General features: G+C 59.8%; 10 protein-coding genes. 9 read left to right on the top strand and 1 reads right to left on the bottom strand.

The genetic code is table 11. The features are described from left to right. Nucleotides 1–66 precede the first annotated feature (66 nt). From HWX74_RS13240 to HWX74_RS13210, 7 genes are all read left to right on the top strand, one after another. Complete coding sequence (locus tag HWX74_RS13240) at nt 67–2,322, top strand: beta-galactosidase (protein WP_176013983.1); 2,256 nt, start codon at nt 67–69, stop codon at nt 2,320–2,322. Next, nucleotides 2,319–5,216, top strand: a complete 2,898-nt coding sequence (locus HWX74_RS13235; protein ID WP_176013982.1) for a glycoside hydrolase domain-containing protein — start codon at nt 2,319–2,321, stop codon at nt 5,214–5,216. Before HWX74_RS13240 ends, HWX74_RS13235 begins: the two co-directional genes overlap by 4 nt. Before the next feature lie 347 nt (nt 5,217–5,563). Then, nucleotides 5,564–6,580 (top strand): IS110 family transposase, encoded by a 1,017-nt coding sequence (locus tag HWX74_RS13230; protein WP_176014518.1) that lies wholly within the window; start codon nt 5,564–5,566, stop codon nt 6,578–6,580. Between the two features lie 45 nt (nt 6,581–6,625). Then, the gene (locus HWX74_RS13225; protein WP_176013981.1) at nt 6,626–7,336 is read left to right on the top strand and encodes a type II secretion system protein; all 711 of its coding nucleotides are present in this window, start codon (nt 6,626–6,628) and stop codon (nt 7,334–7,336) included. A gap of 192 nt (nt 7,337–7,528) precedes the next feature. Continuing rightward, complete coding sequence (locus HWX74_RS13220; RefSeq protein ID WP_176013980.1) at nt 7,529–9,892, top strand: RecQ family ATP-dependent DNA helicase; 2,364 nt, start codon at nt 7,529–7,531, stop codon at nt 9,890–9,892. Between the two features lie 32 nt (nt 9,893–9,924). Then, nucleotides 9,925–10,707 (top strand): RimK family alpha-L-glutamate ligase, encoded by a 783-nt coding sequence (locus tag HWX74_RS13215; protein WP_176013979.1) that lies wholly within the window; start codon nt 9,925–9,927, stop codon nt 10,705–10,707. A 33-nt stretch (nt 10,708–10,740) separates the two neighbouring features. Further along, on the top strand, nt 10,741–12,180 hold the full coding sequence (locus HWX74_RS13210; RefSeq protein ID WP_176013978.1) for a hypothetical protein: 1,440 nt from the start codon (nt 10,741–10,743) through the stop codon (nt 12,178–12,180). Nucleotides 12,181–12,198: 18 nt separating this feature from the next. On the opposite strand, the gene HWX74_RS13205 is transcribed toward HWX74_RS13210, so the two are convergent. Further along, on the bottom strand, nt 12,199–13,458 hold the full coding sequence (locus HWX74_RS13205; protein WP_176013977.1) for an SH3 domain-containing protein: 1,260 nt from the start codon (nt 13,456–13,458) through the stop codon (nt 12,199–12,201). Nucleotides 13,459–13,693: 235 nt separating this feature from the next. On the opposite strand from HWX74_RS13205, the gene HWX74_RS13200 reads away from it, so the two are divergent. Then, a complete protein-coding gene (locus tag HWX74_RS13200; protein ID WP_176013976.1) occupies nt 13,694–14,245 on the top strand; it encodes a sugar O-acetyltransferase in 552 nt (183 codons plus the stop codon). A 63-nt stretch (nt 14,246–14,308) separates the two neighbouring features. Then, nucleotides 14,309–16,420 (top strand): sialate O-acetylesterase, encoded by a 2,112-nt coding sequence (locus HWX74_RS13195; protein ID WP_176013975.1) that lies wholly within the window; start codon nt 14,309–14,311, stop codon nt 16,418–16,420. Nucleotides 16,421–16,525 lie beyond the last annotated feature (105 nt).

Below are 16,525 nucleotides of genomic sequence, written 5' to 3'. Positions count from 1 at the left end.
ACAGAGGGGTTGCTTTTTTCCTTTTTTTATCCTAAACTTACTGGTAATAACTTCGGGATTGTGAATATGTCGATAAATGTTGCAGAAAATTACTTGGTCATCGACGGCAAACGCCGTTTCCTCTATGCCGGCGATTGCGCTTACGGGCGAACCGCCCGGGAGTTCTGGCGGGACCGGCTGCTGACGATGAAGGCGGCCGGCATCAATACAATCAGTTTCTATTGTGTCTGGCGCTTCCATGAGACGGCGGACAATGTCTGGGATTTCAACGGCAATCACGATATTGCGGCCTTTCTGGACCTGATCCATGAACTCGGATTGTACGCAATCTTCCGGATGGGGCCGTTCGTCCACAGCGAATACCGCAACGGCGGTTATCCGGATTATCTGGTCGAGGCGCTCGGTCCCCGGGTGCGGAGCAATGACGACGAATATCTGCACTACAGTTGCCGGTGGTATGAAAAGCTGCTGCAGATCGCCAAGCCCCGGCTGATCGGCGCCGGCGGCCCGATCATTCTCATTCAATTGGAAAATGAACTGGGCTCCGCCGGCTGCAAAGGCGATGACATCCCGCGCGGCAGCGACGACGACGAAGCCAACCGCCGCCATCTGGATTTTTACTGCACGCTGGTGCGTTCCGCCGGCATCGAACTGCCGCTGCTCGACATCAACAAGGTGCCGGGACGTGAAACCCTGCTGGGAAACCATATCGATACCGGCGGCCACTATCCGGCCAGTTGTTTCTGCGCCGACGGGGAATTGTCGCCGTTTCAGATTCACCCGTCCAATGGAACACCGTGGATTACCATCGAAACCGGCTGCGGCATGTTTCCGCGCTTTTTCGATTATCCGCCTTACCGCAACACCAACAGCTACCAGGGGCCAATCATCCGGGCCGCCGCGGTGGAGGCATTGGCTGCCCAGACGATCGCCGAAGGAGCCAGTGGCATCGGTTTCTTTGTCTTCTGTGACGGGCAGCACTTCGGCAGCGACAACGAATCGATGATTCCGTTCCGCGATATGAATTTCCAGGCGCCGGTGAGCAATGTCGGCACGCTGCGGGATTCTTACCGGGCGCTGAAACGCCTCGGCTGGTTCGTCCGGGCGTTCGAGCCGGAATTGCTGAAAACCGTGCCGGACGCCGCCTGGAGTTGTGTGCGCAGTTATGGCGAACCGTATCCGGGAGCACAATCGCAGCCGAACGATCTTTTCGCCGGCTATGGGCGGGAATGCGATGCTTCGGCCGAAACAGGCGGCGGCAGGCCGGTGGAGTCGCTGGCCAGGGTGACGCCCGGCCTGAATCTCAGCGACAGCAATTTCCTCTTCCTGCGGAATGTCGGCAGCGACCGGGCGCCATGGCGGCGGGATATCCGTATCCGGGTGACGCCGAACAAGCTGGCCTGTGAGGTCAATAAGGAATATCCGGCCAGAGTACAGCTCGAACTGCCGCCGCAAACGGTCAAAATCCTGCCATTCTTCGTCAAGCTGGCTCCGCACTGTTTTCTCGATCATTCGACCGCGACCCTGCTGGACCGGCGGCCGTTCGCCGACCGGATGCAGGTGATCGCCCACGCCACCGAAGAGGAACTGGTGGAAAGCACCTTCGCCGTGCCGGATGCGGCGGACTGCCGGACCGACGAAGCCCTGCTGTCTCTCCAGGACAGTCCCAACCAGGTGACCATCATCGGCAAGCCCTCGTCCAAAATCGCCGTGGCGGAACTGTCCGGCCGGTTGCGTTATGTGTTGATCGACAGTGTGCGGGCCGGAGAAGCCTGGGAGCTCGGCGAACTGGTGGCGTTCTCCGCGATGACTGTGCTGGAAAGCCGGGCCAAGAACGGTATTATTCACGCCACGGTTCTGCATGATGCCGCATTTTTCGAGCTGGAAGTCTTGAGTCCGTCGCCGCTGGAATTGAGCTGTCCGGAGGCAGACCGCCTGGCGGTCGTCGACCGCGGCAACGGGGTTTGGCATCTGTCGGGCTACTTCACTCCGCCGCCGGTGCAGTTGAGAGCCGCCAGGGAGTACCGCGCCGGCGACGACTGGATCATCGAAGGCGAAGTCGCGCCGGAGGATCTGAATCATCTGACGGAATTGACGGTCTGCTGTGATTACGACGGGGCCGGCGGACAGGCTTATCTGGACGATGAATTGATCGGCGATCATTATTTCGGCCGTTTCCTGACCTGGGAAATCGGTTTGAAGCATTGGGTGAAACGCCCGGGCAAACTGCGGATCTGCTGCCGGAAGGCGCGGCATGTGCAATGGCGGCTGCGCGCGGTGCATCGGCACGAATTGACAGTGACACAAAAAGGAGTCCAATGACGATGTTGCAGGCTTTGTTGATGGCTGGAACGCTGCTGGCCGGCAGTTGGGAGGTGACCGATTCCGGCGAGTGGAATCAGGCGGAATACGTCGCCGGCGGCGATGGCGTCGAGGAAATGCATTTTACCGGCGACGGCAACGGCAAAAGCGCGATGCGCCGGCACTGTGTGCTGGAACCGGATTCGCTGTACCGGGTCGGGTTCGATCTGCTCGGCACGATGGAACACCGTGAATGGCCGATCGGCACGCCGTATGTCGAGCTGCCCTTCCAGCGGCTGGAACTCTGGGAATACCCGACCCGCTGGCGCTGTTTCGTCAAGCTGTGCCGTTCCCCGCTGGACTGGACCGGCGACGGCTATCTGGAAATCGGCCAGGAAAACCATACCGGCTCGGCGGCGTTCCGGCAAGTGACGGTCGAAAAACTTCATCCGATCAAACTGACGTGCGGCGACGATCTGCAATTGGGCGACCGGGAAGCGGTGTTCGGCAACACCCTGTATGCCAATTCCGAGTTGCTCGACGGCAGAACGGCCGGTTTGAACCGCCGGCAGGAGCTGGCCGGACCGGACGCGTCGGTCACCTGGGAGTATCGCCTTCCCGGCCGGAAGTTCGTCGCCGCCGAATGGCGGATCAACGGCCGGAACCTGCGGCTGGAAGCCTCTGCCGACGGCGAAACCTTCCTGCCGGTGGCCGAGCACGCCGCTGACGGCAAAAGCTATCGGCTGCCGGAAGGTTCGCTGGGCGGTTCGACGCTTTTTCTCCGGCTGAGGGCCGGCCAGGAAGGACCGGGCAGTTTTCAATTCAGCCGTCTCAGTGCGACATTCGACGGTCCTCCGCTGGAAGCGCGCGGTCGCAGTTTTTATGCGGCGGAAACGCCGGAAACCGATCGGGTCACCCTCTCCTTTCAACAACTGTCCGGCGGCACTTCGACCGACCATTATCGATTGATCGGCCGAGTGTATAATCCGACCGCCGCTGCCAGCACGGTGAAACCGGAACTGGTGATCAACGACCGGGCGGTGTTCCGTGGCGAAACGCTGACCGTCGGCCCGCAGGAGCAGCGTTTCTTCCCGCTCGATTTCGCGTTGCCGGAGTCGGGCGACCTGACCCTGAATCTGCAGGCGGACGGTGCCGTCGCCCAGCGGGCTTATGTTTTCATTCCCTCCCTGTACGACGCCTCTTACGGAGCCCTGCTGCCGGGCAATGACGACAATTTGACGCTGTGGACGGCGGACGCCGGCTGGCGGGTCGGCCGGCACCGTTCGCTGCCGGCGGCGGAAGCGCCGGCCGTGAAGGTGGCGTTGGCAAAGAATGAAGCGGAATCGGTCCAGCTGGTGCTGGCCTCCGAACATGACCAATCCGACTTGCAGATCGGCCTCAGCGCGCTGGATAATGATGCCGGCGGACAACTGCCGGCGGACACGGTGGAAATCAGGATGGTCGATTACCTCTTTCTGCCGGTGGCGACCGACCGGCAAGGAGCGATCGATTTCTGGCCGGATGTGCTGGCGCCATTGTCCGGCGGAATTACGCTGCGCGGCGGGGAGAATCAGCCGGTATGGCTGACGGTCCGCATTCCGGCCGAAACGGCGGCCGGCCTTTATCGCGGCACGGTGACAATTCGCGGCGCTGGAACGGACCGGACGGTGCCGCTGGAAGTCGAGGTATTCGATTTCGCGCTGCCGGACACGCTGCACTGCCCGGCGATGACGTCGCTGCAGAAGCGCTACATCGAAGAGTGCCAAAAAGCGGAAACCCCGGCGGACAAACAGGCGGCTTACGATCAATATATGCAGTTGATGAAGGAATACCATCTTTCACCCTATGAGATCACGCCGTATGCGCCGATTGAAGTGGACTGGCAACCGGAAACAACCGGCGGGCCGGCGGCGGCAGTGGACGTGCCGGTCGATTTCAGCCGCTTCGATGCGGAAGTGGAACGGGTGCTGCGTCAATACCGCTTCAACCGTTTCGTGCTGGAACTGCCGACACCGCCCGGGATCGACCGCTTGAACGAGCCGTTGACGCCGTTTCAGGAACGGATGATCGCCGACGTCTACGGAAAAATCAACCGTCATATCGTTGAAAAAAACTGGCAGGAGATCGCCTTCGTCTATGTCTGGGACGAGCCGCATCCGTCGGCCTTCCCCGAGGTCGACGCTTGCCTGCAGCGGCTGCGGCGTTATGCGCCGGACCTGAAATTGCTGGTGACGCCGTTCTGGATCCAGCGGCGCTGGGAGCCCAACCTCGACATCTGGTGCTTTCTCTCCCATCACTACGTCGAATGGGCGGCGCAGCGCTGCCGCGACAACGGCGAGGAATTGTGGTGGTACGTCTGCACCGGTCCGCGAGAACCGTATGCCGGCTTGTTCATCGACCATCCGGCGCTGGAGTTGCGCACCTGGCTGTGGCAGACCTGGGCCAACCGGATCGACGGCGTGCTGATCTGGTCTTCGACCTTCTGGTGCGACGCCAACGCGCCCGGTTATCCGGCCCGCGACATCTACAGGCAGCCGCTGGTGATCAACGAATCCGGCGGCGAATTCGGCAACGGCGACGGTTCGCTGCTCTATCCGCCGCGGGCCGCTTACGATCCGTCGGTCCGGGTGCCGCTGCCGGACGGCCCGGTGCCGTCGCAGCGGTTGGCGATGTGGCGCGACGGCCTGGAGGACTACGAATATTTCGTCCGGCTGCAGGAATTGCTGGCCGACCGGGGCTCAATGCTGCCGCCGGCAGAACGTCGCGATTGCGAAGAGCTGCTGACCGTCCCGGAAGCGGTCAGTTACGACCTCTTCGCCTTCAGCCGGAATCCGGCGGCGCTGCAAGCACACCGGCTCAAACTGGCGCGGGCAATCGAAAAATTAAGCAAAATGAATTTCCCTGAAAACCATTAATTCCCCAATGCCGGTACGCCGCGGCGGAACCCTCGACCACGGCCGTACCGGCCAACTCAAACAAAGGAGATGGTATGATAAATAACTGACGTTCGCGGAATCAGCTTTCTGCGTGTAATTTATGGCGATTAACTTACACGTTTGGAAGCGGACAGGTTGCAGACTGAATGTTTCAATGAGGCGCATCAGAAACGATGACGACCCCGGAAAGGAGATTAGTCAGATCTGTAAACCAGAGCGCCACCGTAGAGAGCGACTGATTAATCGACTACTCTGTATGGGAGGATGGTGAGGCCGTGACAGCAGTTCCGCTTCGATTCGTGAAAAACGAATGGAGGCAGAGAATGATGACAAGTTTTGTTGGAGTGGATTTGCACCGGAACAATTTTACTTATTGCATCCGGGTAAATGGGGAAGAACGGAAAATCGGCAAGTGTGAGATTACCGAACTGAAGGGCTTTGCCGCAATGCTCGGTCCGAACACGGCGATGGCGGTGGAGGCGACCGGAAATACGTTCATGTTTTGCAGCTCGCTGAAAGCTCATGTCGGGCGACTGGTGGTGGTGAATCCATCACAGTTCAAAGTCATCAGCATGTCCACCAAAAAGACGGACAAACATGACGCAAAAGTGTTGGCGGAGTTCCTGGAAAAGGATATGCTTCCGGAGGTAAGAGTGAAAGACGATTTGCAGGCGAAAATTTCAAGTCTGACGCAGACCAGGGAAAAACTGGTTCAGTTGCGTACCGTATTGAAAAACAAAGTCAACAATCTGTTAGCAGCTAACTTCATCGTGCTGAAACGGGAAGAACTGTCCACGGAGAAAGGGCTTTTGAAAGCATTGAGTTATCACTTCGACCCGATCACCGACACGGAAATGCTGGTGGTTGTCGAACAGATTCGCAGTCTGAACAAAAGCATTGAAAAACTGGATAAGGCGATTGAGGATCACGGCAGCAAGATGGACGGCTTCGACAACCTGAAATCCATCAAGGGAATCGGCTCGAAAGGTGCGGCGATCCTGTTGGCAACCATCGGCAATATCGCTGATTTCCGATCGGCAAAGCAGTTGGCCGCTTATATCGGAATCGTCCCCAGAGTGAGCAATTCAAATGACACGGTTTGCCACGGAAGAATCACGAAGAGCGGCAGCAAGATCGCCAGAACCGCTTTGGTGCAATGCGCTTTGATCGCCAAACGCTACAGCCCGTATCTCAATGCCTTTCATGAATCGGTAAAAAGTCGGCGGGGAGGTGCGAAAGCCAATATCGCCTTGGCTCGCAAATTCCTCGATATCGTGTATAGAACATTAAAAAACAATTGGATGTTTGAGAATTTTACTCAATTCAAGCTCGTAAAAAATTGAGTTTTTCTCGACATCGAAGTGGAAATTTATCATGGGAGACGCATCATGAAACAAAGATTCACACTGATCGAATTGCTGGTTGTCATCGCGATCATCGCCATTCTCGCCTCGATGCTACTGCCGGCCCTCGGCAGAGCCAAGGCCAAAGCCCAGCAGATCAAATGCACGAGCAACCAGAAACAAATCGGCACGGCGACGATCCTGTACAGCACCGACTTCGACGACGACCTGCCGCTGGCCGGCAACGGCAATCCGGCCGATTACGCGAATTTCTTCTACTGGCATTGGCTGCTGACCGGTTACATCGGCAATACGACCGATGGTTCGGCCGGCAGCGATTACGGCAAGGTTTTCCTCTGCCCCACCGGAGGCAGCGACGAAACCTTCAAAAACGCCGGCGGCGAGATCATCAGCAATTACAGCTACAACAAAGTAATCGGCAACCTGATGCAGGGTTATCAGGTGAAAAAAACCTCCACTTGCCCGATGCCTTCGACGATGGCGGTACTGGTCGACGGCAAATGCACGTCCGGCACGGCCAACGGCAACTTTGAAATCTGGGACGTCTATGGCGACAATCCCAACAATCACGACAAGTATTTCACCATCCGGCACGACCGGAACCGCAGCAACCATCTGTACGTCGACGGCCATGTCGAATTCTCGAACTTCACCGGCCTGGACCGTTACGACACGCTGGTGCGTTACGCCTTCGTCGACACCAGCAACGGCGGCTGGAAAAATTTGTGGAACTGAAAGCCGATGAAAGAAATGTCGGACCGTTCCCGATGACCGATTCGAGCGCCGGAACCAGCCGGCGCTCGCTTTTTTTGCCGGTACAGCCGGGAAATCTCGGCGGATATTTTGAGCATGACCATTTGAGCCGGTCCCGTTGCGGTGCTAAATTATCGGACAGATCAATTACTCTAACAGAAAAGAGCTTCGATTATGCCGGATTTGGCCGAATACGACGTTGGCGGTGCGCTGCAGCACTTTTTTCATTACGACGAATTTCTGGACAACCAGCAGGGAATCGTCGAAAATGTGCTGTCCGGCGAAGACCTCTGCGTGATCATGCCGACCGGCGCCGGCAAATCGTTGTGCTATCAATTGCCGGCGCTGATGATGGACGGCTACGCCATCATCGTCTCCCCGTTGATTTCGCTGATGAAAGACCAGGTCGATTCCTTGCGCAACCGCGACATTCCGGCCGCCTGCGTCAACAGCATGGTACCGCTGAACGAACAACATGAAATTCTGCGCGACACCGCCGCCGGCCGGATCAAATTGCTGTACGTGGCGCCGGAACGGTTCCAAACCAATTCGCTGCAAAACCTGCTGACCGTCAGTCCGCCGCACCTGCTGGTGGTTGACGAGGCCCACTGCATCAGCCAGTGGGGGCATGACTTCCGGCCGGCCTACATGCGGCTCGGCGACGTGGTGGAACGGTTCGGCATCCGGCAGGTCTGCGCCTTTACGGCGACGGCGACGCCGCGGGTGCGGGAAGACATCTGCCGGCAACTGCGCCGGCTGGAGATGAAAGTGCTGGTCGCCGGCTTCAAGCGGCCGAACCTGGCGTTTTCGGTGCGGGACTGCGCCGGCGCCGAACAGAAAAACCAGGTGATCCGCCAACTGCTGGCCGAACCGGTGCCGACGATCATCTACGCCTCCACCCGCAAACTGGTCGAGCAGTTGACCGCCGATTTCGGCTGCATCGGTTACCATGCCGGCATGAGCGACGAAGAGCGCAACGCCGCGCAGGAGCGCTTCATGAGCGAACCGGCCCCGGTGCTGGCGGCAACCAATGCGTTCGGCATGGGCATCGACCGCCCGGACGTCCGGCGGGTCATCCATTACAACATCCCCGGTTCGCTGGAAGCCTATTATCAGGAGGCCGGCCGCGCCGGGCGCGACGGCGAACCGGCCGAATGCGTGCTGTTGTTCTCGTTCAGCGACCGCTATGTCCAGGAGTTCTTCATCGAGATGACCAACCCATCCGAAACGGTGGTGCGGCAGCTCTACCGGGTATTGCTGCAGCTCGGCCGGGAACGGCAGAGTGCCGAACTGGAAATCACCCTCGGCCAACTGTTGCCGCTGGTGCCGGACGCCAAATCGGAAAACCAGTTGGGCAGCGCGATGGCCATCCTGGAAAAACACGGTTACCTCGAACGCGGATACCGGATGCAGAACCGCGGGCTGCTTCGTTTTCTCGGCGATCTGGAAGAGCTGCGCCGTCAGCACAGCAGCCAGACGACGCAGCGGTCGCGGTTCATCTACCGCTGCCTGGAAGCCTATCAGTTGCAATTGATCAGCGGCGTGGAAGCCGGTCTGGAACAGTTGGCGGCAGTAGCCGGCTTACAGCTGGAACAAATCCGCCGGGTGTTGCGGGCCCTGCAGGGCGACTGCATCGACTGGACGCCGCCGTTCGCCGGCCGGAGCACCACGCTGCTGAAACCGGAGGAGACGGAACTGGCCATCGACTTCAAGGCGCTGGAAGACAAACGGTCGTTTGAAATCGCCCGCCTCGACGAAGTAATCGGCTATACGCGGGCCCGGGAATGCCGGCAGCGTTACCTGATCGGTTATTTCGGCGAAGAGGCCGGCGATTGGCATTGTGAAAGCTGCGACCGCTGCCGGGGCGGACTCGCCGGCGTGATGCGGGAAGCCAATTGCTATGAAATCGAGGTGGCGTTGACGATTCTGCGCTTCGTCCGCGAAGACAACGGACGGTTCGGCAGCGGCAAGATCAGCCTGATCCTCTCCGGCATCAAATCAGCGGAAATCATGCAGTATCACCACGACCGCCACCCGCTGTTCGGCGCGCTGCAGGAGTTGCGCCAGAACAAATTGCTGCTGTTCCTCAAGTGTCTGGAGCAGCAGAACCTCATCGGCCGCCAGGAACGCGGCGGTTTTTCGACGCTGGCGATCACCCGTTCCGGACTTGAACTGCTCCGCAGCGGCGGCGCCGGATTGACCGTCGATTTCGCCCCGCTGGCCGAACCGGAAGAAGGCCGGCGCCGGACGGTACGACGGCGCGGCGCCAAATCGCCGGAACCGGAAACGGGCGAATTGGACAGCGCTCGGGAGGACCTTTTCGAACGGCTGCGCCGGCTGCGCCGGGAACTGGCCGCCGAATATCAGGTGAAACCGTTCATGATCTTCCCGGACAGCGTGTTGCGGGAATTGGCCCGGCAGGCGCCGGTAACGGTCGGCGAGGCTTCGCGCCTCAAAGGAATCGGACCGGCCAAAATCCATACGGTGCTGCCGTTTTTTCTGGAAGAAATTTCCGGCTGGCGAAGCGAAATGCTTTGAACCGGTTTCGGAATCGAGTCGAGAGGATAAAGATGAACTTGATTTCTTTTGAACCATTGCTGACGCTGGAATTGCCGCAGGTTCGTCCGATGAAAATGGAAAATTATTTTCAGGAACTGGAAACAGTCAAAGCGGCCGATCTCGTGTTGTTTCCGGGTTACTGGCAGGTCAATTCGCTGGTCTATGCATTGCACAAGCCGATTTTTCCGTCGTTGCCGAATTACCTGCTGGGCCACAACAAAGTGGAGATGACCCGGGCCTTTCAGGCCGTCTGCCCGGACCAGGTGCCGGATACGCTGATTTTGCCGAACACGCCCTCCGCCCGGGAACGGATTCTCGATGAATTTTTCTTCCCGTTCGTCGCCAAGGATATCCGCAGCGCCCGGGGGTGCGGAGTTTATCTGATCGAAAACGTCGAACAGTTCCGCCGCTACGCCGCCGAAGAGCGCGAGGTGCTTTACGTTCAGATGCATTTGCCGATCGACCGGGATATGCGCATCGTCTGGGTCGGCGACCGGATTGCCGCCGCCTATTGGCGGCAGGCGCGCGAAGGGGAATTCCACAACAATGTCTACCAGGGCGGCCGGGTGATATTCGATCCGGTGCCGGACGAGGCGCTGGCGCTGGTGGAGCGCACCGCCCGGACGCTGGGACTCGATTTCGCCGGTTTCGACGTAGCGGCAGTGGACGGCGCGTTCTTCTTTTTCGAATTCAACAACCGGTTCGGCAACCAGGCGCTGAACGCTTCGGGAGCGACGTTGGGCAAATTGATCGGCGATTACCTCGCCCGCCACTTCCCAACCGAGCTCCAATGACGATGCCATCGACAGAAAAAACAAGGAAAAACGATGATCGGAAATTACTGGAAATATCTCTGCCTGACGGCGGGCATCTGGCTGGCGGCAGGACAAGGCGTTGCCCAGGACAATATACCGTCGGACTACGATCCGGCTCAACTGCCGGCGGCGGCCGCCGGCGAAACCCGGCGGGTTGAACGCTTCCTCCGGCAGCCGGACGGCAGTCTCCTGGCCGAGCTCCGGCTGTCGCTACGGCGGCCAGACGGCTCCTACGTCTGGCGCAACGAATTATACCAGGCGCGTTTCCGCGACCGCCGACTGCTGGACTGGCAGGGCTGGACCAATCCGCAGCCGGACTTCTGGAGCGGTGTCCTGGCGGCGGATGAGATTCTGCAAGTGCCGGCCGGCGTCACGGTGAGTTATCGAATGCCGGACGGGCAAACGGTGACGGAGCCGGTGACCGCCGTTCTGCTGCCGCAGCGAAGCGACCGGCAATTGCCGGTCAAACGGACAGTGGACGGCTGGACGGCTTGCGGCGACGCCGGCCCGGCCGGCGCCATCGAGCCGGCGGCCTGGCAGGAAACGATCGCCGCCTTCCGCCGCTTGCCCCCGGAAGCGGAAGCCGACTGGCTGAAACGGGATTTGCTGAACGAGAACATGTCATTCCGCTGGAAACAGGATCTGCTGCGGCTGACACAGATCGGCGTTTTTCGCCATTCCCTGCCGCCGGAAGCCCGGCAATTCTGGTATGAACGTTTTCTGGCGGCGGACGATACAGTGGTGCGCCGCTTGATTTTGACCCAATTGAGCGACGCGAACTGTCTGCCCGGCGATCCGCTCTGGACGGCCGCCCTGCAGCAGCCGGAACTGGCGGCGGCCGCCGGCGAAGCGCTCGTCGCCCACGACCCGTTGTCATTCCGCGCCCTGATGCGGCAATGGGCGCAGAACGACCAACTGTGGCGCCATGCGCTCCGGCAGTCGGACAAAATGAAAAACGATGAAATGTATGTCGAACGAATGCTGCGCCGCTGCGATGACGCTTCGGCAGCCGAATTCCGCTGGTTCATCCCGCTGCTCTGCCAGCCGAGCAAAACAGGCACCAAAAATGCCCGGATCGAAGCGTTGCTCAACAATGAAATCTCGCCGGGCCGGGTGCCGGATTGCCGCCTGCTGCTGGAGGAGCTGCTGAAAGCCCGGAACAGCCGTTATCTCGCCGACTTGAAAACGTTCGTCCGGATCAACCGGCAAAATCCGACCGCGATGCAGTATGAGCTCTATCCGGCCGCCCTGATCGACCTGTGCATGCTGGGCGACCGCGACGGCATCGCCGAAGCGCTTCAATATCTGGAGATGACGCCCGTTCTGTCGGAATATCTCTTCAACCGCTTCCGGACCGTCTATCCGGCCGCCCGGGACGAACAGCAACTGAAAGAACTGCTGCGAAAAACCTTGCGCCGCCTTGCCACGCCGGCCGCCGGACCGCCGCAGTAGGCATCCCGGCTCGCATCCTCAGCGGTTTCTCGCCCATTTGAGCAGTTGCGCCACCACCGAATCGCGGGTCGCCGCTTTCGGGAAGCCGGTCGCAATGATGATATATTCGCCGGAAGCGGTGTTCGCATGGGTGGCGATACAGAAGCCGGCGCGGTTGGTATAGCCGGTTTTGATGCCGTCAACCCCGTTTTTGCCCAGCAGGTTGTTGTGACCGTTCAGCACTTTCGGCTGCGCCAGGCCGTTGGTGATCTTGACCGATTTGGTGTTCACCCACTGCCGCGCCAGCTTGCGCTGCATGAAAGCCCTGGCCAGTTTCACCAGATCGTTCGGCGTCGAACGGTTGTCCAATTCCGCCGAAGCGCCCGGCAAACCGTGCGGATTGTAAAAGGTGGTCGACTTCATCCCCAAAGCCCTGGCCTTCTGATTCATCTTGTAAATAAAATAATCGGCGCTGCCCCCGCCGAAAAATTCAGCGGTCAACGCCGCCGAATCGTTGCAGCTCTTGATAATCATCGAACTGAGCAGCTCCCGGACGGTGATCGATTTGCCCGGCACCAATCCGGCCTTGGTCGGCGCAACGCCCGCCGCGCTCTTGCTGATCGGCACTTTGGTATCCAGCGTCACGTCACTCCGCCGCTCCAGTTCATCCAGCGCCACCAGCAGGGTCATCATCTTGGTCAGCGACGCAATGGCCACCGGCCGGTCGGCATGCTGCTCATAGAGCACCTGGCCGCTGCCGACGTGATAGACGACAATGCCGTTCCGGGCGGCCAGACCGTTGATGCGCGGCTTGGCGGCGGCGGCCGAACGGCTGACAGCAGCGCCGCCGGAAGCGGGAACAGTCCCGGAAGCATTGATATATCTGGCGGAGGCGTAAGCACGCAGCGAACCCGGATTGGGCACCCGCACTTTCGCCCAGCCGTTCTGCCGGGAAAGAATCGTCAACGGCGTACCGGCGGCCAAAACACCGAGCGACGCATGGGAAGTACCGGGGCCGGAACGCAGATTGGCGTTACTGGCGACTTTATTGTTCTTGACCAACCCGGCGGAAATCCACGCCTCCACCGTCGCCGGCAGGGAAACCTCGTACCAGCCGTTGACCTCCCGGTAGACCGTCAGCACCTCGCCCTTGACCGCCCGGCCGACCACCGGGCTTTTGGTATCCGGCTTGGCCCGCAGATTGAGCGCCTGGGCGGTAACCCTGCCATCCGCCGCCTCCAATACAACTGCGGCCAGCAACAGCAGCGGCAACAACATCGAACGAAAGAATCTTATCATGCCTTTTTCTTGTCCACTCCGGTGATAATTTTTGCGTGTGGAATGTATCATCTGCGCAGCTAAAAATCAAGAACAACTGCCGTTAAAATCGAGATGAGCCGCCAAATTCTCCGGAAATCTTCTTTTCCCGGATGAATCCCTCGCAAGCGGAATTATATTAAAGCTGATTTTTTTATCGAAGCAGAAGCCACGGCCGCCGATCAGGTGGTCCCATCAGCGCAAAGGACAAAAAACAATGACGGAACGCGAAAAAGCACTGGCCGGACTGGGTTACGATCCGGCCGACGCGGAACTGGCGGCATTGCGCCGACGCGCCCGCAAACTGGTCAGATTATTCAACCAGACCGATGAAGAATCTCCGAAACAACGACAGAAAATCCTGCAGGAATTGCTCGGCGCCTGCGGCAAAGACTGTTGCATCGAGTCAGATTTCCGCTGTGACTACGGCTGCAATATCTTCATCGGTGACGGATTTTTCGCCAATTTCAACTGCGTATTTCTGGATGTCAATACCATCACGATCGGCAGCAACGTGCTGCTGGCGCCCTGCGTCCAGCTCTATACCGCGTATCACCCGGTCGACCCGGTGGAACGGGCGGTTCCGGTCGAATATGCGTCGCCGATCGTCATCGGCGACGATGTCTGGCTCGGCGGCGGTGCCATCGTCAATCCCGGCGTCACCATCGGCAGCAACGTCATCATCGGGTCCGGCAGTGTGGTCACCCGCGACATTCCCTCCAACTCGATCGCCGTCGGCAATCCCTGCCGGGTCATCAGAAAAATCTGACGGCAATCCGCAACCGCACGCATCGAACTACACACAATACAACCACTGGACAATCAATTCGTTATGAAAAAATTACTACAGAGCCTTTTCCTTTTCATCCTGTCTTGCACCGGTTTTCTAGCTGCCGCGGAACCAACCGGCAGCCTCCGGCTGCCACCGCTTTTCGGCGACCATGCCGTATTGCAGCGCGAGGCGGTCGTCCCGGTCTGGGGCCACTCCGCCCCGGGCAGCCGGATCACCGTCGAACTCAACGGCAAACAGGCCGAAACGCTCGCCAACACGGACGGCTACTTCATCGCCTACCTGCCGCCCCAGCCAGCCGGCGGCCCTTATGAACTGGTCGTCAGCAATCCTGCCGCCGGCGAACGGCTGACCAGCAAGGATATCTATCTCGGCGAAGTCTGGCTGGCCAGCGGCCAGTCCAACCTCTACTATCCGATGGCCAGCATTCCCGGAATTGACCTCGAAGACCCGGCGCTGGCCAATTTTCCGCTGGTCCGTTTCTTTCAAACCGAATTGACCACCCAGCCGGGCAAACTGTCGGAAGCGCCGGGCGTCTGGGAAGTGGCCGCCGTCGGCCGAATCGGTAATTTTTCCGCCGTCGCGTTCTTCTTCGCCCGGAAATTGCAGCAGGAGCTGCAGGTTCCGGTCGGAATTCTGAGTTCCAGTTGGGGCGGCACCACCGCCGAGGCCTGGGTCAGCCGGGCCGGACTGGCCAGCGACCCGCATTACCGGCAACTGCTCGAAACCGAATCGCTGAACCAGATGAACGCGCCGGATTGGTGGCGCAATTACGACCGGAACTATCCGGAAGAGTGGCTGTTGTTCGACCACCGCGCCATCGCGCGGGTGATCGACGGCGAACCGTCGGACATTCCGCAACTGGGCGGCGAACGGCTGAAAAAACTGGCCGAACAGAAGGCCGCAGAAATCGAGGAAACCCGCCGGAAACTGGCCGACAATGTGGGTGAACGGGAAAATTGGCACCGGGAAATGCGCCGCGATTCCTCCGGTTGGGATACGGCGATGCTGCCGGGCCTGTGGAGCGACATCGCCGCCTCGTACGACACCAACGGCGTCGTCTGGTTCCGCCGGGAACTGGAATTGCCGCCGGAAGCAGCCGGCCAGCCGCTGACGCTCCGGCTCGGCGCCATCGACAAGACCGACATCACCTATTTCAACGGCGTCAAAGTCGGTGCTACCGGAGAAGTATTCGATGAAAGCTGCTGGAATCTGCCACGGGTTTACCAGGTGCCCGGCGATTTGGTCAAAGCGGGCGAAAACGTCATCGCGGTGCGCAACGCATCACATCTCTACGCCGGCGGCCTGACCGGTCCGGCCGAGGAGATGTCCGTTGAAGTCGCCGGTCGCCAACTGCCGTTGGCCGGCCGATGGTTCTGCCGGCTGGAACAGAACGTCGGACGGCGGGCCGAACTGTCGGGGCCGGGTGCGCCGGCTTCGATGTACGTTCCGGGCATCCTTTTCCAGAACAAGATCGAACCGCTGATTCCATATGCGCTGCGCGGCGTCATCTGGTACCAGGGCGAAGCCAACGCCTGGCGGTATGGCGAATACGCCGCGCTGATGGAGTTGTTGATCCGCGATTGGCGTTACCAGTTCCAGCAGGGCGAAATTCCGTTCCTGCAGGTGGAACTGGCCGGCTTCGAAGCGGCCGGCGATTATGATGGCAATTCCACCTGGGCCCGGATTCGGGAAGCACAATTCCAGGCGGCCCAGGCAACCGGCAATCTCATCGCCACCGCCGTCGACCTCGGGGAAGCCGACAACATCCATCCGGCCCGCAAGCGGGAAGTCGGCGAACGGCTGGCCGGTTGCGCGTTGCGTCAGGCCTACCGGCGGGAGATTGCCGCACTCGGACCGGTGTTGGAAAAGGTTGAATTTGCCGCCGGCGAAGCAATTCTGACTTTCGACGAAATCGCCGACGGCCTCCGGTTGCGCGAAGGCGACCGGGTGAAAACGATGATGATCGCCGGTGAAGACAGAGTGTTTCATCCGGCCGAAGTCCAGATCGACGGCAATAAGCTGATCGTCCGCTCCGATCAGGTCCCCCGGCCGGTCGCGGTGCGTTACGCCTGGGCCCAGAATCCGGCGGCGGCCAATCTGTACAATTCCGCCGGCCTGCCCGCCTTCCCGTTCCGGACGGACAACTGGTAAAAGCCCCCCGGAATTGCGAAAAGTGGCCGATCAATCGATTTGTCGGCCACTTTCCAATTCCCGGCCTGGCGGCTTTCGAGCGCTGGAGCCTGCCAAGATTTTCGA

This window comes from Victivallis sp. Marseille-Q1083, from assembly GCF_903645315.1.
In the GTDB taxonomy this organism is placed as follows: Bacteria; Verrucomicrobiota; Lentisphaeria; order Victivallales; family Victivallaceae; genus UMGS1518.
The sequence above is the reverse complement of the archived record's forward strand: the minus strand, read 5'-3'. Positions and strand labels throughout refer to the sequence as shown.